Here is an 18,924-nt window from a genome sequence, read left to right on the forward strand (position 1 = left end):
TGCAGGCCGGCCATCCGCCGCGGCCGGAAACCGGGCCCGGCGCGCCTGGCGCGGCGCAAACGCCCGCGCGGCGACCGCCAGAACCTGCTCATGCCGCAATGGCCGGCGCGTGCCGGCCGCGGCCTCAATCCATCTTGATGTGCAATTGCTGGATCAGCGGCTTCCAGCGTGCCAGCTCGTCATCCATGTACTTGCCGAATTCGGCCGGCGTGCTGCCCACGGGGTCCATGTACAGCGCCCTGAGCCTCTTGTCGACTTGCGGATCGTGCAGGGCCTGGATCAGCGCATCCGACAATTTCTTCTGCACCTCGGCCGGCACCCCTGCGGGCGCCACGAAGCCCACCCAGGCCGAACCCACGATGCCCTGCACGCCGACCTCGGCCATCGTCGGAATATCCGGCAGGGCGCCGGAACGCTTCTCGGACGTCACCGCCAGCGCGCGCAGCCTGCCGTCCTTGACCATGCCCATCACCGCAATCGGCGGCAGCGCGGCGAATTGCGCATCGCCGGACAGCAGCGCGTTCAAGGCCTTGGGCGAAGAGGTATAGGGCACGTGCGTGGCCTTGCCGCCGATTTTCTGCAGCAGCAGCTCGACCGCCAGTTGCGACACCGAGCCGGTGCCGGTCGACGAGAAATTCAGCTTGCCGGGATGGTCCTTGATGTCCTTCATCAGGTCCTGGATAGTCTTGATGCCGGACTTGGCCGGCACCACCAGCACGTCGGGCTGGTCCACCGCCTGGGTAAGCGGCACCAGGTCTTTGCGCGGATCGTAAGGCAGGTGCGAATACAGCACCGTGTTGTTCACCATGGGCCCCGTGATGGATGCGCCGAAGGTATAGCCGTCGGGCTTGGCGTGTGCGATGGTGGCCGTGCCCAGGTCGCCGCCCGCGCCCGGCTTGTTCTGCACCACGATGGCCTGCCCGAGAATCTTGCCGGTCTTCTCGGCGACGATGCGCGCCATCAGGTCGGGGCTCGAGCCCGCGCCGAAAGGCACGACAAGCGTCAGCGAGTGCTCGGGCCAGGCGGCAGCCTGGCCGGCCGCCGGCAGCAGCGCCAGCGCCGACACCAGCAGCGCGCCGCGCACGGCGGCCTTCCATTTATCCATGGTCTTGATCATGTTTGTCTCCTGCGGGAATCATGTTGTCGAAATAGAGTTGCTCGTTCTGGATGAACGCGGCAACCATGGCCCGGTACGTGTGCCCGACCACCTGGTCGAGGTTTTCGAAACCTCGATTATGCTCGCGCGCCAGCGCCGCCGCCTTGGCATAGACCTCGGCCTGGCGTGCCGGCGCGCTGACCTGGAAGGCGTCGCGCTTGAAGCGCGCGGCGTCCTTCACATACATCGCGCGCTCGGCGATCAGGCGCACGATCTCGCGGTCGAGCCTGTCGATATTGCGCCGGACCTCGCCCAGCGAGGCGCACAGCGGGACATACGCGGGGTCGGTGAATTCGCGCAGCGCGGCGCCCTCGGTGGCGGGCTCCAGCGGCATTCCGGCGGCATTCCTGGTGTCGGAACTCATGGTCTCAGGCCTTGAAATCGGGTTGCCGCGCGGGCGCCGCCTGCTGGAATGCCGGCAAGGTATTGCAATGCTCGTGCACGGCCCGCACACGCTCGTAGGCGCCGATATCGCAGCCCATGCGCAAGGCATTGGCCACTTGCGGCACCAGGCAGCAGTCGGCCACCGTCGGTTCGCCCCCCAGGCAGAAAGGCCCCGAGCCGGCCTGCGCCAGCAGCGCCTCGAGCGAGCGCAAGCCTTCGTCTATCCAATGCGCGTACCAGGCGTTTTTCTGTTCTTCGCTGACACCCAGCTTGCCGACCAGGTAGCGCAAGACCTTGAGGTTGTTCACCGGATGCATGTCGCAGCCGATCAGGTTGGCGATCTCGAGCGCACGCGCGCGCAGCCGCGGCTCTTGCGGAATCAGGCGCGGCTGCGGATGCCTGGCGTCGAGATAGTCGATGATGGCCAGCGACTGGCTCAGGTTGAAGCCATCGTCGTCCACCAGCAGCGGCACACCCGCGCTCGGATTCTTGGCCACATAGCCGGCCTCGCGATGCTGTTGCTCGCGGATGTTCACCGGCAGGTAGTCGTAGGGCAGCTGCTTGAGCGCCAGCGCGATGCGCACGCGATAGGAAGTGGAACTGTTGAAGAAGCTGTAAAGCTGCATGTTCGGTTTCCGGATGAATGAATGAATCGATCGTCGATCAGTTGGCGGTGATCCCGGCCTTCTTGATGACTTCGGCCCAGCGCTTGTCGTCCTTGGCGATCAGTTCGCCGAACTGCTCGGGGGTGGAAGGCGCGGGCACCATACCCTGGGATTCGAAGGCAACGGCGGTGGACGGGGCCGCCAGCACCTCGTTGACTGCCTTGTTCAAGCTGGCAATGATGGGCTTGGGCGTGCCCTTGGGGGCAAGCACGCCATACCACATATCGACATTGGCGCCCTTCAGGCCCGCCTCTCCCAGCGTCGGGATGTCGGGCAATTGCGCTGCGCGCTTCGGGCTGCCCACCGCTACCGCCTTGAGCTTGCCCGCCTTGATCTGCGGCAGGGCCACATGGATGGGCAGGAACATATAGTCGAGCCTGCCCCCCAGCATGTCCTGCACGGCGCCGGCGGTGCCTTTGTAGGGCACGTGCAGCATCTTGATTCCGGTCAGGCCGTCCAGCAGCGCCATGGCCAGGTGATGCGGCGTGCCCACGCCGGGAGAGCCGTAGGTCAGCTTGCCGGGCTGGGCCTTGGCAGCCGCCACCAGGCCCGCGACATCATGCACGGGATTCTTGGGGCCGGTCACCAGCACCAGCGTGCCCCAGGAAGTCTGGCCGACCGGCTCGAAGGCCTGGACCGGATCGTAAGGCAGCTTGTACAGGCTGCGATTCATCACCAGCGTGCTTACCGTGACGAGAAACGTATAGCCGTCGGGCTTGGCCCGCGCCACTTTCTCGGTGCCGATGTTGCCGCTCGCCCCCGGGATGTTCTCTACCACCACCGACTGCCCCAGTCTCTTGGGCAAGGATGCGGACAACTGCCGGGCTATCAGATCGATTCCCGTGGCGGGCGTGAACGGCACGATCAGCGTGATGGGCCTGTCGGGCCAGCTCGCGCCGAAACTCACGGAGCTGGCGGCGGCCAGCAGCATGGCCGCGAGGATACGTAGCACTATGAACATCATGTCTCCTGGTTTTTATTGAATTGAACGAACACAGCGAACTACAGGGCCATCGACGGCGGCGTAAGCGCCCGCCGGCTTCGCGGCATGCCCCCGGCCGCCCGGGTCGAGCTGCCTGGCCCTCAGGCCATGCGCTCTTCGCGCAGCAGGCCGAGCGCGGCCTGGACGGGGCGATCGGAATAACTGAACAGCACGGTGTCCTGCGCGGCGTTCAGGCGCACGGGCAGCCACGACGGCGCCACGAACACATCGTGCGGCGCGAAATCGAAACGTTCCGCGCCGATCTCGGCCGAGCCGCCGCCTTCGACCACCGCATAGACGGTGGCATCGGTGCTGCGATAGGCCTTGCCGCCGAAGCCCGCGGGCAGGAACTGCATGAAGGTCGCCATGGTCGGCATGGCGTAGCCGCCGGTGGCCGGATTGACATAGCGCAGCTTGACGCCGTCCCAGGCATCGAGCTCGCCGTGGCGGTACAGGCGGTCGAGCGCCTCGCGCGTGCGGTCGTAGGGATAGTTGAAGATCGGCGAAGTCTTGCTGCCCACCTCATGGCGCACCGGCACCATGTTGTAGCCGAAGCGCGCGAAGCTGTCGCCTTCGGGGCGCTCTACGGGCTGCACCGCCTCGGGATAGGTTTCGGCAAAGCCCGCGTCCATGAAGCGGATGAACGGGATGTCCAGGCCGTCCAGCCACACCACCGGTTCGCCGCCCTCGGCGGCGCCGGCGTTGCCGTGGTCGTGCCAGGTCCAGGACGGTGTAATGATGAAGTCGCCCGGCCGCATCGTGGTGCGTTCGCCGTTCACCGCGGTATAGGCGCCCTGGCCTTCGACGATGAAGCGCAAGGCCGATTGCACATGGCGGTGGCTGGGGGCGATCTCGCCCGGCAGGATGAGCTGCAGGCCCGCGTACAGGCTCTGGGTGATGCTGGAACTGCCGCGCAGCGCCGGGTTTTCCAGCACCAGCACGCGCCGCACCGCTTCTTCGGCGCTGATCAGGCCGCCGGATTCCATGAGATCGGCGCGCAGCTCGGCGTACTTCCATATGGCCGGCACACAGGGCGTGCGGGGCTCTTTGGGCACCAGGTTGTGCAGCGACTCCCACAGAGGAGTCATGTTCTTGGTGTCGATGCGCCGGTAATAGGCATCGCGCTCGGCTTGGTTGCTCGCCACTTTGGCCATGAAGTCTCTCCCGCGCGGCCTGGCGCATCGCGCCGGCGGCGTCTGAATTGCAAGCATGCTCGCCCGGCAGGGCGAGGCAAGAAAATCCGCGTCTCTTATTGTGTTGCCGAAGATATATGTTTAAAAATGAAATATTCTTATTATATATACGCTAAAAAATATACCTGGCGCATGGCGGCGCCATGCTGCCCGCGACACGGCACGCGGCGCCCGCTCAGGCGGGGATGGAATAGGGGTTAATCCTCAGCGCCCGAGGCCGCGGCGGACCGGCAGGCCGGAGCAGGGTTCCGGCGGCCGCCAGGTTTATCTCGTCCCCCGCTCGGGACGCCGCAGGGCTTGCACCGGCCCCGCCGCTATCAGTCCCCGTAGGGAATCCAGACGTTCTTCACCTGCACGGCCTGGCGCAGGAACAGCGGATCCTGCGCCACCGCGTCGTCGCTCCAGTCCACGCAGCGGCCATGGTCCACGAACGTACGCTTCAGATTGCCGACCGACAGCGCCTCGACCTCGCGGGCTGTGGCGGCACAGCCGAAGCTCCAGACCGCGTCCACATCGTCGTGCGCGGCCAGGCAGGCCGCCAGCCCGGCGCGTTCGCCGGTGACGATATTGACCACACCGCCGGGCACATCGGAAGTCTCGAACACCTGGTAGAGGTCCGTAGCCGCCAGCGGATTGACGCGCCCCGGCACCACCACGGCACGATTGCCCATCGCGATCACCGGCGCCAGCAGCGACACCATCGACAGCAGCGGCTGCTCGTCGGGGCAGACTATGCCCACCACCCCCAGGGGCTCGTGCATCGCCAGCACGGCGGCGCGCATGGGCGGCGCATGCACCGCGCCATCGAATTTATCGGCCCAGGCCGCGTGGAAAAACAGGCGCGCGAGGCTGCGCTCGACCTCGTCCAGGGCCGCGGCCAAGGGCGTACCGGCCACCGCGGCCAGGCGATCGGCGAACTCGTCGCGGCGCTGAGCCAGGTTCTCGGCCACGAAATACAGCACCTGCGACCGCGCATGCCCCGTGGCGCGGCTCCATGCCGCCGCCCGGCGCGCGGCCGCCACGGCATTGCGGATATCCTTGCGATTGCCCGCCGCCACCTCGCCCGCCAGCCCGCCGCGCGCGTCCGGCACGGACAGCGTGCCGCCAGCGTCGGGACGCACCTGCTTGCCGCCGATATAGAGCTTGGGCGTGCGGTCTATGGGCGGCACGGCCCAGGCATGGCCGGGGCCGGTATCGGCCGCGTCGCTGTCTGCCCGGTCGGCGCCGGGTGTCCCACCGGCCCCGGGCAAGGGCGCAACAGCCGGCGCACCCGCAGCGGATGGGCCATCCTGCGGCGCGCGCACCCGCAGCCTCGACCAGGCCCGCAGCTTCAAATATTCGTACAGCCCTTCGCGCCCTCCTTCGCGGCCGTAGCCCGATTCGCGATAGCCGCCGAAACCGGCCGCGGCATCGAACAGATTGGTCGCGTTGATCCAGACCACTCCGGCGGCCAGCGCCGGCGCCACCTCCAGGGCCAGGCTGATGTTCTCCGTCCAGACGCTGGCGGCCAGGCCATAGCGGGTATTGTTGGCCAGCTCCACGGCTTCGTCCTTGTTGCGAAAGCTCATCGCCGCCAGCACCGGTCCGAAGATTTCCTCCCGCATCAGGACCGAAGCTGTAGACACGCCGGTGACCAGCGTGGGCGGGTAGAAGCAGCCGCCGGCGGGCACGCCCGGGGCCTGCCATATCTGTGCGCCCTCGGCCCGGCCGGCCTCGACCAGCCCGGCGATGCGCGCCAACTGCGACGGGTCGACGATGGCGCCCATGTCTATGGTCTTGTCCAGGGGATCTCCCAGGCGCAGCGATTCCATGCGCCGCTTCAGCCGGCGTATGAAATCGTCGGCGACGCCTTCCTGCACCAGCAGGCGCGAGCCCGCGCAGCACACCTCGCCCTGGTTGAACCAGATCGCATCGACCACGCCCTCGACCGCGGCGTCCAGGTCGGCATTCTCGAACACGATGAACGGCGACTTGCCGCCCAGCTCCAGCGTCAGCGCCTTGCCGCTGCCCGCCGTGCGGCTGCGGATCGCGCGCCCCACTTCGGTGGATCCAGTAAAGGCGATCTTGTCCACGCCCGCGTGCTCGACCAGCGCCGCGCCCGTGGCGCCGTCGCCGGCCACCACGTTCAGCACGCCCGGCGGCAAGCCGGCCCGCGCCGCCAGCTCGGCGAACAGCAAGGCAGTCAACGGCGTGAATTCGGCAGGCTTGAGCACCACGCAATTGCCCATGGCCAGCGCCGGCGCGATCTTCCAGGCCAGCATCAAGAGCGGAAAATTCCAGGGAATGATCTGCCCCACCACGCCCTGCGGCTCGTAGTCACGGAACTCGCTGTCCTGCAATTGCGCCCAGCCCGCGTGATACAGGAAATGACGCGCGGCCAAGGGGATGTCCAGGTCGCGCGTCTCGCGCAGCGGCTTGCCGTTGTCCAGCGCCTCGAGCACCGCGTAGAGGCGGCTGTGCTTCTGCAGCATGCGCGCCAGCGCGTACAGGTGGCGCGCGCGGCCGTGTCCGCCCAGGGCCAGCCAGTGCGGCTGGGCGCGCCGCGCCGCCTGCACCGCCGCGTCGACATCGTCGGCCGAACCTTGCGCCACGCTGGCCAGCAGCGCGCCGCTGGCGGGCTCGCGGGTTTCGAACCACTGCCCCTGGACCGGCGCCGCATGGCGGCCGTCTATGAAATGCCCCAGCCTGGCGGCGTGCGCGGCCAGCCAGGCGCGCGCGGGGGCATCGCTTTCCGTGGCGGGACCATAATCCATGGAAGAAAAATAATCGGCGACGCTCATAGTCTCAGCCCAAGGGATGGCGATGGAAGGCGGAATACCTGCCGGTCACGTGATGCTCGAGCTGGCGCTCGATATCGGCCAGCAGGCTCGATGCGCCCAGGCGCAGCAGGTCCGGCTCCAGCCAGCGCCGGCCCAGCTCTTCCTTGACCAGCACCAGGTAGTCCAGCGCATGCCGCGCGGTGGAAATCCCGCCCGCCGGCTTGATTCCCACCCGCACGCCGCTGCGGTCGAAATATTCCCGGATCATGCGCAGCATGACCAGCATGGCCTCGGGGGTGGCATTGACGCTTTCCTTGCCGGTCGAAGTCTTGATGAAGTCGGCGCCGGCCATCATGCATACCAGCGAGGCCATGGCCACCTTGCGCAAGGTGCGGATGTCGCCGGTGGCGAGAATGGCCTTGACGTGCGCCGGCCCGCAGGCGCGGCGATAAGCCTGCATTTCTTCGTAGAGGGCCGGCCAGTTTCCCGTGAGCACATGCTCGCGCGTGATGACGATATCGATCTCGCTCGCCCCCGCGGCCACGGAAGCCGCGATTTCGTCGAGATGGGTTTCCCAGGCCGACAGCCCCGCCGGAAAGCCCGTCGACACCGCCGCCACGGGAATGACGGCGCCATGAGAGGCGCCGCCGCCCGAAGCCGCGCCGCGGCCAACGGAGCCGTCCGGGGCGGGGCCGGCCGGCCCGCGCGCCGAGCCTCCGCCCAGCGCGCGCAAGGCGGTATGCACATACCGGTGATAGACGCAAACCGCGGCGACCCGTATGCCGGCATCGGCCATGCCCAGCGCTTCCAGCAGCTCGGCGCGCACCGGCGCGCGCGCCTTGTGGCACAGCCGCTCGACTCGTCCGGGGGTGTCGTCGCCGCTCAGGGCGGTCAGGTCGATACAGGTCAGCGCCTTCAGCAGCCAGGCCGCCTGCGCATCCTTTTTTACGGAACGGCGCCCCGACAGGCTGGCCACACGGCGCTCGGCCGCGCTGCGATTGACCTGCAGGCTTTCGACCCAGGACAGGTCCAGCGGCATTCCGGGATTGCGGCCCGGCGCCGGGGCCGGGTCGGCCACGCTGGCCGCGGTGGATTCCATGAGACGAGCCTCGCTGCTGTGCGGCCCTTCGGCGTGGCGGCAAGCCACGCGCCGGGAGGATTGAATTTCGAAACCGGGAAGCCAGGAAGGCGGGGCCGAAAACGGCAATGAAAATCCGCCTGCCTGCATGTAATTATTCTAACAAATGATGTTAATCTTCTAACACACGCGGCAAACGGCTGGCGTATAGTACGCTGGCCCGGCGCGAGCCTTCGAGGCCGTGCCGCACAGGCCGGCGCGACGGCCGCAGTGTCCGCGGCCCGGAACCGAAGCTGGAAAAAAACCAAGGAGACATCGATGAAACTGCTGCACAGATTCGCGCTCGGCCTGGGCGCCACGGCCGTGGCCCTGGCGGCCGGCCTGACCGGGCCGGCCACGGCACGCGCCGCCGAAACCCTGAACGTCTACAGCATCTGGCCCGAGCCCTACGCCAAGCCGATGTTCAAGGCCTTCACGCAAGAAACCGGCATCAAGGTCAACTTCCTGCGCTTTTCCTCGGGCGAGGCCCTGGCGCGCATCATCGCCGAGAAGAACAATCCCAAGATCGACGTGTTGTTCGGCGGCCCGATAGAAACCTTTGCCGCGGGCGTCGAGAACGGCGTGTTCCAGGTCTATCGTCCGCCTTCGACCAAGGTCCTGCCGGACCGCTTCAAGAGCCCCGGCGGCTACTGGACCGCGATCGCCGACGATCCGCTGGTCTTCATGACCAACACCAAGTTCCTCAAGGACAATCACTTGCAGCCCCCTGCTTCGTGGGACGACCTGCTCAATCCGGCCTACAAGAACATGCTGCAGATGGCCGACGCGCGCACATCCGGCACGGCTGTCACGCGCATCTTCTCGGTGCTGGAAGTCAACCATCGCGACGAAAACAAGACCTTCGCATACCTGAAGAAACTGCGCCAGAACGTGCAGACCTACACCAAGAGCGGCGGCGGCGGCACTATACCGATAGGCCTGGGCCAGGCCGGCGGCGGCATCTTCTTCATCGTGGACGCGCTGGAAACCCGCGACAAGGGCTATGACGTGACCATCAGCTTCCCCAAGGAAGGCATCGGGGCGGCGGCCGAGGGCATCGCCATCGTCAAGGGCGCCAAGCACCTGGATGCCGCCAAGAAGCTGGTGGACTGGGCGACCAGCGCCAAGATGCAGTCGCTGCTGGCGCCGAACAAGATCAATTTCGTGCCGGCCAACCCGCAGGTCAAGACCGAGCCCGGCCTGGCCAAGATCCTGTCCACGGCGCACATCATCCAGATCGACGACAAATATGCCGGCGCGAACCGCAAGCGCATCGTACAGAAATGGGTCGACGAGGTGCTCAACGCCAAGTAACGGACGCCGCCTGAACGGCGCGCCCGCCGGGCCGCGGCGGCATACGCCCGGCCCGGCTCACATGCCACGCCACGCTTCCCGGGAAGACCATGCCCTCCCATTCCGCGAAATCCGCCGCCCGCGACCCGTTCTTCTCTTCCATCCTGGCGGTGCTCTGGATACTGCTCGCCTTCTTCGTGCTGTATCCGCTGCTGCGCCTGTTCCTGCGCGCCTTCACCACCGACAGCGGCACGTTCTCGCTGCAGCCGCTGCTCAAGGTGCTGGGCAACCCCGACAACGTGCATGCGTTCGGCAACAGCCTGCTGCTGGCCGCGGTGGTGGGCGTGGGCGGCACCTTGCTGGGCTTCGTCTACGCGCTGGTGGCCGGCCGCTGCGGGCTGTCGCCGCGCTGGACGCGCGTCATCGACACCATCAACCTGCTGCCGCTGATCTCGCCGCCGTTCACGATCTCCATCGCCATACTGTTTTCCTTCGGCTCGCGCGGCCTCATCACCTACGACCTGCTGGGCATCAGCCGCTATAGCGCCTATGGCTTCACCAGCACCGCAGCGGCCGAGATCATCACCTACTTCCCGGTGTCCTACCTGACGCTGCGCCCCATCCTGGCGGCCATAGACCCCAGCATGGAAAACGCCGCGTTCAGCATGGGCGCCTCGCGCTGGCGGGTGTTCCGCAGCATGACGCTGCCGCTGGCCATGCCGGGCCTGCTCAACGCCTTCCTGCTGCTGTTCGCCGCGTCGCTGGCCGATTTCGCCACGCCGCTGATCCTGGCCGGCAACCAGTTCCCGGTGCTGCCCACCGAGGCGTACCTGCAGATCACCGGCCAGTTCGACCTGCAGGGCGGGGCGCTGCTCGCGGTGCTCTTGCTGCTGCCGGCGGCGGTTGTGTATTTCGTGCAGCGCCATTGGCTGGCCGGCCGCAGCTACGTCACGGTCGGCGGCAAGGCCACGCAGCGCAGCGACGTCGAAATCGTGGCGCCCGCCGTCAGGCGGCTGTTGATAACGCTGTGCACCTGCCTCACGGCGATGATTCTCTATTTCTACCTGCTGCTGCTGTATGCCTCGCTGGTGATGGCCTTCGGCGCCAACTCCACGTTCACGCTGGCCAACTACCACACCATATTCACCGACGGCCGCGAGGTCATCGTCGACACGCTGATCATCGCCGCCATCGCCACTCCGCTGGGCGGGCTGTACGGCATGCTGGTCGGCTACCTGGTCGCGCGCCGCAAGTTCGTCGGCAGGCACGTGCTGGAAGTCACGACCATGCTCAACTACGCCCTGCCCGGCACCATCATCGGGATCGCCTACCTGCTGGCCTTCAACGACCCGCCGGTCGAACTCACCGGCACCGCGTTCATCCTGATCGCCTGCTATATTTTCCGCTACAGTCCCACCGGCATACGCGCCACCGTGGCGCTGCTGCACCAGATAGACCCCAGCCTCGAAGAAGCCTCGGAAAGCCTGGGCGCAAGCAGCAGCCGCACCTTCCGGCGCATCACCTTGCCGCTGGTCATGCCGGCGTTCTTCACCGGGCTGGGCGTGATGTTCATCCGTTCCATGACCGCGATCAGCGCCACCATCTTCCTGATATCCATCAGCTGGAACCTGATCACCGTGCGCATCCTGGAAAACATGACGGAACTCGCGCTGGGGCCGGCCGCGGCCTTTTCGGTGCTGGTGGTCGTCGTGGTATATGTAGTGCTGATGCTGGTTGCGCGAGCGCTGGCCAGCCTGCGCACGCAACAGGGCGGGCGCATCGAGAACATCCTGGGAGGCTGAGCCGGCCCGGCACGCCCGGCGCCCGCGCCGCGGGCCGCCGCTCCCCACGCAACGAGGATATACCCGAAAGATGGCAAGCATCCCCACCCCTCAACCCGTGCCCATCCGCCTGGAAGGCATCGTCAAGCGCTTCGACCACAACGTCAAGGGGCGCATCGCCGCGGTCGACAACGTCGATATCTCCGTGGCGCCCGGCGAACTGCTCACGCTGCTGGGCCCCTCGGGCTGCGGCAAGACCACGACGCTGCGCATGATCGCCGGCTTCGAGCACCCCACCGAAGGGTCCATCTTCATCGGCGACCACGACGTCACGCGGCTGCGCGCCAATGAACGCAATATCGGCTTCGTGTTCCAGAACTACGCGATATTCCCGCACCTGTCGGTGTTCGAGAACGTGGCCTACGGCCTGCGGGTGCAGGGCCGGCCCGAAGCCGAGATCCGTTCCGCAGTGGAACAAGTGCTCGACCTGGTGGGCCTGGGCGGCTACGGCACCCAGCAGCCGCACCAGCTTTCGGGCGGCGAGCAGCAGCGCATCGCACTGGCGCGCGCCATCGTGTTCCAGCCGCGCATCCTGATGTTCGACGAACCGCTGTCGAACCTGGACGCCAAGCTGCGCGGCCAGATGCGCGGCGAAATCCGCGAACTGCAGAAGCGCCTGGGCATCACCACCGTGTATGTCACGCACGACCAGGAAGAGGCCATGGCCATCTCGGACCGCATCGCGGTCATGAACCACGGCTCGGTGGTGCAGATCGACACCGCCGAGGCCCTGTACGCGCGCCCCTGCAATGCCTTCATGGCCAATTTCATCGGCAAGTCCAACCTGCTGCCTGGGCAGGTACTGCAGGCCGACGCGCGCGGCGCGCAAGTGCGCGTGCTGGACCAGACGCTGCAATGCCTGCAGGCCGCGCCCGAAGTGCGCGCGGGCGACGCCGTCCGGGTCGTGGTGCGCCCCGAGCAGATATCGCTCGCACCGGGCGGCGGCCCGGGTTCGGCCAGCGTGATCTCGCGCACCTTCCTGGGCGAAAAGACCGAATATCAGGTGCAGGCCGGCACGGCCACGCTGCATGCGGTCGCCTATGGCGCGGGGGCGTCCGCCCGGCTCGCCGAAGGCCAGGCCGTGCAGGTAGTGCTGCCTGCCGAGGGCAACGCCATCATCCGCGACTGACTCCGTCTCCGCATCGGCCGCACACGCGTATGCGAAACGCGGCTGATAGACACGACACGGCGTAGCACGCGTAGCCGGCAAGGCACGCGGCCGGTCCGGCGCAATCGACCCGAAATGCTGCCTGCAAACAAAGGCGCCCCCGAAACCCGGAGACAGGCGCTATTTGTCGTGTTCGGTGATGACCGCGTCGAACGATTCGATGCGGGCGAAGCGTATCGGCCGGCGCTGGCCGAACTTGCTCGAGTCGGCCACCAGGTAGCTGCGGTCCGCCATCTTCATGGCCTGCTGCTTGACGGCTTTTTCGTGCGGGTTCCAGCAGCTCACGCCATACTCGCGATCGACGCCGCCGGCCGAGATGAAGGCGGTGTTCACCCCCTTGTCGGCCAGGGCGGCCAGCGCCTCTTCGCCGCCGAACGAATCCGAGGACGACATGTACCAGCCGCCCAGCAGCAGCAAGCGCACATTAGGCTTGCGCTTGAGGATCTCCGCCGCGGCCAGGGAATAGCAGATCACCGTCAGGCGCAGCTCGTCGGGGATCAGTTGCGCCAGCGCCAGCATGGTGGTGCCGCAATCGACGAATATCGTGTCGCGCTCGCGCACATGGCGCAGGGCGCTGCGGCATGCCGCCTTTTTCGCCGCCGCGTAGTGGTCTTTCTCGGACTCGAACAAATAGCCCGAGGCCGCCTGCCGCGCCCAGGCCACATAACCCCCCAGGCAGGCGAAAGTATCCGCGTGCCGCGCGAGATCGCGGCGCACGGTCATCGGCGACACGCCCAGGCGCCGCGCCACCTCGTTCAGGTGCGTGGCGCCCTGCTCGGACAACAGCTTCGACAGGGCCTGGATGCGCTGGGCTTTTTCCATGGCGGTCCGGCGTATGGTGAGATTGAATGGCCAGGCCATTCTACGCCATGCGCGCCGTGCAACCGGGTAAAAGGCTTCCCGCGCCGCGACTCGGGATAAAACCAAATCCTGGACTTGGCTCAGTTCACGTGAATCCCCGCGCTGCGGATGACTTCGCCGAAGCGCTTGGACTCAGCCGCCACGTAATTGGCCAGCTCCGCTGGCGTGCTACCCACCGCATCGATGCCCAAGCGCTCCAGTTGAGCCTTGACGTCCGGCGATTGCAGCGCGGTTGCGACACCCGCCTGGATTTTCTGCAATACGGCCTCGGACGTACCAGCAGGCGCGAAAAGACCAAACCATGTGGTCACCTGGTAGCCGGGCAGCGTCTCGGCAATGGCCGGTACACCGGGCGCCGCCGCGGTGCGCGCGGCGCTGCTCACCGCCAAGGCCCTTATTTGACCGGATTTCACGTACGGTTTAAGCACGGGAAGATTCCCGATCGTCATCGACACGTCTCCGGTGAGCAGGGCCTGCACGGAAGGGGCATCCCCTTTGTATGGAACATGCAGTATCTTGATTCCAGCCATATGGGCGAATAGTTCCGAGGCGATATGAACCGACGTGCCCACCCCCGCGGAGCTGAAGCTGACTTTCCCTGGATGCGCCTTGGCGTAGGCGATCAACTCGGGCACCGATTTCACGGGCAGCGAAGGCGTTACCGCCAACAAGTTGGGAGCAGAGCCTACCAGGCTGATTGGAGCGAGGTCTTTGACTGGATCGTAAGGCAGTTTGCGCAAATGCGGCGCAATGGTCAGCGCGCCGGTTACACCCAGTACCAGGTTGTAGCCATCGGGGCGAGACTTGGCGACCGTCTCGACGCCGATCGCCCCACCTGCCCCGCTCTTGTTTTCGACGATCACCGGCTGCCCCCAGGCTTGGGACAGGCGCTGCGCAAGGATGCGCCCCAAGAGATCAGCCGTACCGCCGGCAGGATAGGGAACCGTCAGTTTCACGGGGCGGTCGGGGTAGGCGGCAGCCGCCGGTGCCGAGACGCAGGCCACGGAAAACACCGCGCACGCTGCGGCACGGACCATCCAGATACGGCGAGATATGGAATGCATGAAAGTCCCCTTCGTTGTAGGAATTGCCAGGCCGGACATTCCAGCCCGAGCCCAGGCCGCTCAAAGCGGCGGTAGATCCAGGAAGCCACTGGCCCTAGCGAGCTTGTCCTTCCTTGACGACTGTATTGCGCAACGTGCCGATCCCCTCGATTTCCACTTCCACGACGTCGCCATGGCGCATCCATACCGGAGGATCCCGGCGCAGGCCGACTCCACCGGGTGTACCCGTCACAATGACATCGCCAGGCTCGAGCGCGGTAAAGGTAGAAATGAAACTAATGAGTTCAGCGGTCGAAAACATCATCAAATCGGTGGTGGTGCGCTGCATTTCCCGGCCGTTGAGGCGACAGGCCAGGCTCAACGCGCTCTCCGGGGGCAGCTCGTCGGCGGTGACCAGCCACGGCCCGAACGCCCCGGTAGCAGGGAAATTCTTGCCGGGTGTCCATTGCGGCGTCGCCAGTTGCCAGTCACGCACGGACCCGTCGTTGTAGCAAGACATGCCCGCGACGTGCGACAACGCCTGCTCTACCGGAATGCGTCGTCCGGCGCGGCCTATGACTACCGCTAGCTCGGCTTCAAAGTCGAACTGTTCGGACTCTGCAGGGCAAACCATGGGCTGGCCGTGCCCCACCTGCGATTGCGGCAGGCGCAAGAACAGCGTAGGTACGGCCGATTCGGGCTTGTGCTTGCCCTCCAGCCGGTGCGCAAGATAATTCAGTCCCGCACACACGATTTTTCCTGGGTTGGGGATCACCGGCAGCAGTGTCAAGTCGGCCAGATCATGATCGACGCTCGCGGTCTGCGCTGCCGCCTCGGCCTGCGCCAGGGCCTGCGCGCGTAGCACGCCGAGCAGGTCTGGGAAGCCAGGCAGACGCGCCCCCAGGTCCACCACTCCATCCTCGCGCAGCGCCCCATAGCTCACCCGGCCGGCCGCGACGAACGACAACAACTTCATCGTAATTTCTCCCTGGTTCGGATCGGCGCATGGATTCCGAGCGGTCCGGCGCCAGGATTGCTCCGAAAAAAACGAGATCGGAATCAGGCTTGGCCACTTCCTGCATATGCCTGTACTTGAATTTCCAGACGAATTTCCGGATTGGCAAGGCCGGCCACCTGCACAAGCGTCGAGCAGGGAAAGTCGCCAGTGAAGAACTCTTTCCGGGCGCGCCAGATGGCCTGGTTGTCCGCCATGTGCGTGACGAAGATCGTCATGTTCACCACGTCAGCCATGGAGGCACTCGCGGCTTCGAGGCAATGCTTGATCTTGCCGAAGATGACCTTGGCTTGGTTGTAGGCGTCATCGGGATACTGGATTTCCTTGAGATCGTTGGCTCGTGCCGTGAAGCCCGAAAGCCAGATCATGTCGCCGACGCGCAGGCAGTTGGACCAGTGTCCGGGGGGATACTCCGCGACGTGCGGAGAGATGAAGCGTTGCTTTTTCTGGGCCATGGGATTCTCCTTGGAAAGGCCTGTTGTTTGGAATCGGCCTCTCTGGCGCCAAGCCCGGAAGGCTTGGAAGCGGATGCTCTGCTGAGGCCGATAACGTCGGTAAGCAAATTATTGGCCCTTTCGTCCCATAACTCCTAATGACATTTGAATGGATTCGATATAACCTCTTGGTTAATACATGCTGACGTACGAAACCTGATGGCGAATTCCCGATGAATCTGACCGATCGCTACATGCGCGGCCATTTGAAACTTCGACACCTGCAGCTCCTGGTGGCGCTGGACGATTTGCGCAGCGTCGGCCGCGTGGCGGCTTACCTGAATGTGTCGCAGCCCGCCGTCTCCAAGACGCTCACGGGGCTGGAGCAAGGCTTGAATGCGACGCTCTTCTATCGCGGCGGACGCGGGATGGAGCCCACCGAGCACGGACAGGTGCTGCTGCGCCACGCGCGAGAAATCCTTGGCCGCCTCAATCAGGCCAAAGAAGAATTGCTGGATCTGAGCGAAGGACGCATGACGCGCTTGCATGTCGGCATTCTTCCGGCCGCCTCGATCCAGCTCATCCCGCGTCTGATCAGCAGATTGGCATCGACCACACCTGCTGTTGCCATCTCGGTACGTGAGGGGACCATGGGGAGCTTGCTGCCAGCCATGCGAGCCGGGGAGCTGGATATGGCGGTAGGGCTGCTGCCCGCAGGCCTGCCGATCGAACTTTCGTCCGAGATTCTGTATGACGACCGCATCGTAGCAGTGGTGCGCCCGGAACATCCGCTCGCACAATGCGATGCCTTCGCAAGGCAGGACATTGCCGGCTATCCGCTGCTGCTGCCGCCGCAAGGCTCAATATTGCGTACCCCCATCGACGCCTATCTCTCCGAGTACGGCCTCGAGCTGCCGCGCCAGCATGTAGAGTCGGTTTCCACGTTGACCAACATCGGCGTCTTGCAGTACAGCGACAGCGTGGCATTCCTGTCGGCGGAGATGGCGCGGCACTATGTCGCGCAGGGCGCCCTCAAGGTGCTGCCCTTGAATATTTCCCAGCTTACGCTACACGTAGGGCTGAGCTGGATGACGGATCGCGGCGAGTCCGTGGCAGTGACTCTGCTGCGGCGCCTGCTGCATGAAACCTGCCAAGAAATGCAGCCCGCCATGCAGGCGTTTCGCACGCAACTGGAAACGGCGATGGCTAGCGATTAGCCTCGCTCCCAGGCACTATCGTTCCGGCCATTTACGCTTACGCGCCAGGCATCAAGTAAAAACCCCGGGACAAGCCCGGGGTTCGCTTACTGCAAGACGACAAGGATCAGATGATCCGGGCAGCCTCGATCAGGCGCACGACAGTCCAGGACTTGTCGCGGCTGATGGGGCGGCCTTCGGAAATCTCGACGGTATCGCCCTCGTTGTACTGGTTGGTTTCATCGTGCGCCTTGTACTTGTTGGAGCGCATGACGATCTTGCCGTACACCGGATGCTTGACGCGGCGTTCGACCTGCACCACCACCGTCTTGTCCATCTTGTTGCTGACGACCTTGCCGATCAGCGTACGCTGGCGCTTGGCCTGCTGGGTGTTTTGAGTTTCGCTCATGTTACTTCCCTGCCTTCTCAGTCATCAGGGTGCGCACGCGCGCGATGTCGCGACGCACTTTGCCGAGCTGGCTGGTGTTGGAAAGCTGTTGAGTGGCACGCTGCATGCGCAGGTTGAATTGCGCCTTCAACAGGCTTTCGAGCTCTTGGCCGAGCTCGGCGGCGTCTTTGGAACGGAGTTCGCTGGCTTTCATGAGATCTCCTTAAGCACCGATGTGACGCGACACGAAGGTCGTCGAGATCGGCAGCTTGGCGGCGGCCAGGCGGAACGCCTCGCGCGCGAGCTCTTCGCTCACGCCTTCCATTTCATAAAGCACCTTGCCGGGTTGGATTTCCGCGACCCAGTATTCCGGATTGCCCTTACCGTTACCCATACGGACTTCGGCAGGCTTCTGCGAAATCGGCTTGTCGGGGAAGATGCGGATCCAGATACGGCCGCCGCGTTTGATGTGGCGGTTGATGGCACGACGCGCGGATTCGATCTGGCGCGCGGTCAGGCGGCCACGGCCGGTGGCCTTCAGGCCGAATTCGCCGAACGACACCTGGGCGCCGCGCGTGGCCAGGCCGGTATTGCGGCCCTTTTGCTCTTTGCGATATTTTCTGCGTGACGGTTGCAGCATGTTTATTCTCCTTCGGGCGCCGGCGCAGCGTCCGGCTTGCGAGGACCGCGGCCGCGTCCGCCGGGACGGCGGCCATCGGGACGCTCGCCACGGGGCGCACGGCGCGGACGACGCTCGTCATCGCGCGGGGCGGCGGTCTCGGGCGGCATTTCGCCGTTGGGCAGCATGTCGCCCTTGTAGACCCAGACCTTGATGCCGATGATGCCGTACGTGGTTTGCGCTTCGGACGTACCGTAATCGATGTTGGCACGCAGGGTATGCAGGGGCACACGGCCTTCGCGATACCATTCGGTGCGGGCGATTTCGATGCCGTTCAAGCGGCCCGAGCTCATGATCTTGATGCCCTGGGCGCCCAGGCGCATCGCGTTCTGCATGGCGCGCTTCATGGCGCGGCGGAACATGATGCGCTTTTCGAGCTGCTGGGCGATCGAGTCGGCGATCAGCTGAGCGTCGGTTTCCGGCTTGCGGATTTCCTCGATGTTGACGTGCACGGGCACGCCCATCAGGCGCTGCAGATCGGACTTGAGGCTTTCGATGTCCTCGCCGCGCTTGCCGATCACCACGCCCGGACGAGCCGAGTAGATGGTGATGCGCGCATTCTTGGCGGGGCGCTCGATGACCACGCGGCCGACCGAGGCGCTCTTGAGCTTCTTCTTGAGGTACTCGCGTACGCGGATGTCTTCGGCAAGCATGCCGCCGAAGGCCTTGTCATTGGCGTACCAGCGCGAGCTCCAGTTGCGGTTGACCGCGAGGCGGAACCCAATCGGGTGTATTTTCTGTCCCATTGCG

The 18,924-nt window shown here is 65.4% G+C and carries 19 protein-coding genes; 4 read left to right on the forward strand and 15 right to left on the reverse strand.

Annotated elements, in window-relative coordinates:
• Nucleotides 1-124: 124 nt before the first annotated feature.
• The 7 genes from KVP10_RS04535 to deoC form a co-directional block, all read right to left on the reverse strand.
• Nucleotides 125-1,117 carry a Bug family tripartite tricarboxylate transporter substrate binding protein gene (locus KVP10_RS04535; protein WP_217963285.1) on the reverse strand — a complete coding sequence of 331 codons (993 nt, stop codon included), beginning with the start codon at nucleotides 1,115-1,117 and terminating at the stop codon, nucleotides 125-127.
• Complete coding sequence (locus tag KVP10_RS04540; protein WP_376810944.1) at nucleotides 1,098-1,520, reverse strand: chorismate mutase; 423 nt, start codon at nucleotides 1,518-1,520, stop codon at nucleotides 1,098-1,100. The genes KVP10_RS04535 and KVP10_RS04540 overlap by 20 nt, the downstream gene beginning before the upstream one ends.
• Nucleotides 1,521-1,524: 4 nt before the next feature.
• A complete protein-coding gene (gene maiA, locus KVP10_RS04545) occupies nucleotides 1,525-2,166 on the reverse strand; it encodes a maleylacetoacetate isomerase (RefSeq protein ID WP_217963286.1) in 642 nt (213 codons plus the stop codon).
• A 37-nt stretch (nucleotides 2,167-2,203) separates the two neighbouring features.
• Entirely contained in the window at nucleotides 2,204-3,166 is a 963-nt protein-coding gene (locus tag KVP10_RS04550) for a Bug family tripartite tricarboxylate transporter substrate binding protein (RefSeq protein ID WP_217963787.1), read from the reverse strand.
• 122 nt (nucleotides 3,167-3,288) lie between these two features.
• On the reverse strand, nucleotides 3,289-4,341 hold the full coding sequence (gene gtdA, locus KVP10_RS04555) for a gentisate 1,2-dioxygenase (protein WP_217963287.1): 1,053 nt from the start codon (nucleotides 4,339-4,341) through the stop codon (nucleotides 3,289-3,291).
• A gap of 356 nt (nucleotides 4,342-4,697) precedes the next feature.
• Nucleotides 4,698-7,160 carry an aldehyde dehydrogenase family protein gene (locus KVP10_RS04560; RefSeq protein ID WP_217963288.1) on the reverse strand — a complete coding sequence of 821 codons (2,463 nt, stop codon included), beginning with the start codon at nucleotides 7,158-7,160 and terminating at the stop codon, nucleotides 4,698-4,700.
• 4 nt (nucleotides 7,161-7,164) lie between these two features.
• Nucleotides 7,165-8,238 (reverse strand): 2-deoxyribose-5-phosphate aldolase, encoded by a 1,074-nt coding sequence (gene deoC / locus KVP10_RS04565; RefSeq protein ID WP_217963289.1) that lies wholly within the window; start codon nucleotides 8,236-8,238, stop codon nucleotides 7,165-7,167.
• A 297-nt stretch (nucleotides 8,239-8,535) separates the two neighbouring features.
• Here deoC and KVP10_RS04570 point away from each other — a divergent pair, with 297 nt between their 5' ends.
• The 3 genes from KVP10_RS04570 to KVP10_RS04580 all read left to right on the forward strand — a co-directional run bounded on the left by KVP10_RS04570 (nucleotide 8,536) and on the right by KVP10_RS04580 (nucleotide 12,519).
• Complete coding sequence (locus KVP10_RS04570; protein ID WP_217963290.1) at nucleotides 8,536-9,570, forward strand: ABC transporter substrate-binding protein; 1,035 nt, start codon at nucleotides 8,536-8,538, stop codon at nucleotides 9,568-9,570.
• 89 nt (nucleotides 9,571-9,659) lie between these two features.
• Nucleotides 9,660-11,351 carry an ABC transporter permease gene (locus tag KVP10_RS04575; RefSeq protein WP_246600332.1) on the forward strand — a complete coding sequence of 564 codons (1,692 nt, stop codon included), beginning with the start codon at nucleotides 9,660-9,662 and terminating at the stop codon, nucleotides 11,349-11,351.
• Between the two features lie 70 nt (nucleotides 11,352-11,421).
• Nucleotides 11,422-12,519 carry an ABC transporter ATP-binding protein gene (locus KVP10_RS04580; protein ID WP_217963291.1) on the forward strand — a complete coding sequence of 366 codons (1,098 nt, stop codon included), beginning with the start codon at nucleotides 11,422-11,424 and terminating at the stop codon, nucleotides 12,517-12,519.
• 159 nt (nucleotides 12,520-12,678) lie between these two features.
• On the opposite strand, the gene KVP10_RS04585 is transcribed toward KVP10_RS04580, so the two are convergent.
• The 4 genes from KVP10_RS04585 to KVP10_RS04600 all read right to left on the reverse strand — a co-directional run bounded on the left by KVP10_RS04585 (nucleotide 12,679) and on the right by KVP10_RS04600 (nucleotide 15,932).
• Nucleotides 12,679-13,419 carry a DeoR/GlpR family DNA-binding transcription regulator gene (locus tag KVP10_RS04585; RefSeq protein WP_343218687.1) on the reverse strand — a complete coding sequence of 247 codons (741 nt, stop codon included), beginning with the start codon at nucleotides 13,417-13,419 and terminating at the stop codon, nucleotides 12,679-12,681.
• 80 nt (nucleotides 13,420-13,499) lie between these two features.
• On the reverse strand, nucleotides 13,500-14,483 hold the full coding sequence (locus KVP10_RS04590) for a Bug family tripartite tricarboxylate transporter substrate binding protein (RefSeq protein ID WP_217963292.1): 984 nt from the start codon (nucleotides 14,481-14,483) through the stop codon (nucleotides 13,500-13,502).
• Between the two features lie 94 nt (nucleotides 14,484-14,577).
• Nucleotides 14,578-15,438 carry a fumarylacetoacetate hydrolase family protein gene (locus KVP10_RS04595; RefSeq protein WP_217963293.1) on the reverse strand — a complete coding sequence of 287 codons (861 nt, stop codon included), beginning with the start codon at nucleotides 15,436-15,438 and terminating at the stop codon, nucleotides 14,578-14,580.
• A gap of 83 nt (nucleotides 15,439-15,521) precedes the next feature.
• Complete coding sequence (locus tag KVP10_RS04600; RefSeq protein WP_217963294.1) at nucleotides 15,522-15,932, reverse strand: RidA family protein; 411 nt, start codon at nucleotides 15,930-15,932, stop codon at nucleotides 15,522-15,524.
• A gap of 212 nt (nucleotides 15,933-16,144) precedes the next feature.
• On the opposite strand from KVP10_RS04600, the gene KVP10_RS04605 reads away from it, so the two are divergent.
• On the forward strand, nucleotides 16,145-17,128 hold the full coding sequence (locus tag KVP10_RS04605; protein WP_217963295.1) for a LysR substrate-binding domain-containing protein: 984 nt from the start codon (nucleotides 16,145-16,147) through the stop codon (nucleotides 17,126-17,128).
• A gap of 106 nt (nucleotides 17,129-17,234) precedes the next feature.
• On the opposite strand, the gene rpsQ is transcribed toward KVP10_RS04605, so the two are convergent.
• Genes rpsQ through rpsC form a run of 4 tightly spaced genes read right to left on the reverse strand, consistent with a single transcriptional unit; the run spans nucleotide 17,235 to nucleotide 18,920 of the window.
• Nucleotides 17,235-17,516, reverse strand: coding sequence for a 30S ribosomal protein S17 (gene rpsQ, locus KVP10_RS04610; protein WP_217963296.1), 282 nt, complete (start codon nucleotides 17,514-17,516; stop codon nucleotides 17,235-17,237).
• Nucleotide 17,517: 1 nt separating this feature from the next.
• A complete protein-coding gene (gene rpmC, locus KVP10_RS04615) occupies nucleotides 17,518-17,709 on the reverse strand; it encodes a 50S ribosomal protein L29 (protein ID WP_217963297.1) in 192 nt (63 codons plus the stop codon).
• A gap of 9 nt (nucleotides 17,710-17,718) precedes the next feature.
• Entirely contained in the window at nucleotides 17,719-18,135 is a 417-nt protein-coding gene (rplP, locus tag KVP10_RS04620) for a 50S ribosomal protein L16 (RefSeq protein WP_217963298.1), read from the reverse strand.
• A gap of 2 nt (nucleotides 18,136-18,137) precedes the next feature.
• Nucleotides 18,138-18,920 carry a 30S ribosomal protein S3 gene (gene rpsC / locus KVP10_RS04625; RefSeq protein WP_217963299.1) on the reverse strand — a complete coding sequence of 261 codons (783 nt, stop codon included), beginning with the start codon at nucleotides 18,918-18,920 and terminating at the stop codon, nucleotides 18,138-18,140.
• Nucleotides 18,921-18,924 lie beyond the last annotated feature (4 nt).

The organism is Candidimonas humi (assembly GCF_019166065.1).
GTDB classification, from domain to species: Bacteria; Pseudomonadota; Gammaproteobacteria; order Burkholderiales; family Burkholderiaceae_B; genus Candidimonas; species Candidimonas humi.

Excerpts from the sequence above, each read along its gene's own strand:
- maiA (WP_217963286.1), bottom strand. The coding sequence starts at position 2,166 with ATGCAGCTTTACAGCTTCTTCAACAGTTCCACTTCCTATCGCGTGCGC.
- KVP10_RS04605 (WP_217963295.1), top strand. The coding sequence starts at position 16,145 with ATGAATCTGACCGATCGCTACATGCGCGGCCATTTGAAACTTCGACAC.
- rpsC (WP_217963299.1), bottom strand. The coding sequence starts at position 18,920 with ATGGGACAGAAAATACACCCGATTGGGTTCCGCCTCGCGGTCAACCGC.
- KVP10_RS04580 (WP_217963291.1), top strand. The coding sequence starts at position 11,422 with ATGGCAAGCATCCCCACCCCTCAACCCGTGCCCATCCGCCTGGAAGGC.
- KVP10_RS04600 (WP_217963294.1), bottom strand. The coding sequence starts at position 15,932 with ATGGCCCAGAAAAAGCAACGCTTCATCTCTCCGCACGTCGCGGAGTAT.
- KVP10_RS04585 (WP_343218687.1), bottom strand. The coding sequence starts at position 13,419 with ATGGCCTGGCCATTCAATCTCACCATACGCCGGACCGCCATGGAAAAA.
- KVP10_RS04540 (WP_376810944.1), bottom strand. The coding sequence starts at position 1,520 with ATGAGTTCCGACACCAGGAATGCCGCCGGAATGCCGCTGGAGCCCGCC.
- deoC (WP_217963289.1), bottom strand. The coding sequence starts at position 8,238 with ATGGAATCCACCGCGGCCAGCGTGGCCGACCCGGCCCCGGCGCCGGGC.
- rplP (WP_217963298.1), bottom strand. The coding sequence starts at position 18,135 with ATGCTGCAACCGTCACGCAGAAAATATCGCAAAGAGCAAAAGGGCCGC.
- KVP10_RS04560 (WP_217963288.1), bottom strand. The coding sequence starts at position 7,160 with ATGAGCGTCGCCGATTATTTTTCTTCCATGGATTATGGTCCCGCCACG.
- gtdA (WP_217963287.1), bottom strand. The coding sequence starts at position 4,341 with ATGGCCAAAGTGGCGAGCAACCAAGCCGAGCGCGATGCCTATTACCGG.
- KVP10_RS04575 (WP_246600332.1), top strand. The coding sequence starts at position 9,660 with ATGCCCTCCCATTCCGCGAAATCCGCCGCCCGCGACCCGTTCTTCTCT.
- KVP10_RS04590 (WP_217963292.1), bottom strand. The coding sequence starts at position 14,483 with ATGCATTCCATATCTCGCCGTATCTGGATGGTCCGTGCCGCAGCGTGC.
- rpmC (WP_217963297.1), bottom strand. The coding sequence starts at position 17,709 with ATGAAAGCCAGCGAACTCCGTTCCAAAGACGCCGCCGAGCTCGGCCAA.
- KVP10_RS04595 (WP_217963293.1), bottom strand. The coding sequence starts at position 15,438 with ATGAAGTTGTTGTCGTTCGTCGCGGCCGGCCGGGTGAGCTATGGGGCG.
- KVP10_RS04550 (WP_217963787.1), bottom strand. The coding sequence starts at position 3,166 with ATGTTCATAGTGCTACGTATCCTCGCGGCCATGCTGCTGGCCGCCGCC.
- KVP10_RS04535 (WP_217963285.1), bottom strand. The coding sequence starts at position 1,117 with ATGATCAAGACCATGGATAAATGGAAGGCCGCCGTGCGCGGCGCGCTG.
- rpsQ (WP_217963296.1), bottom strand. The coding sequence starts at position 17,516 with ATGAGCGAAACTCAAAACACCCAGCAGGCCAAGCGCCAGCGTACGCTG.
- KVP10_RS04570 (WP_217963290.1), top strand. The coding sequence starts at position 8,536 with ATGAAACTGCTGCACAGATTCGCGCTCGGCCTGGGCGCCACGGCCGTG.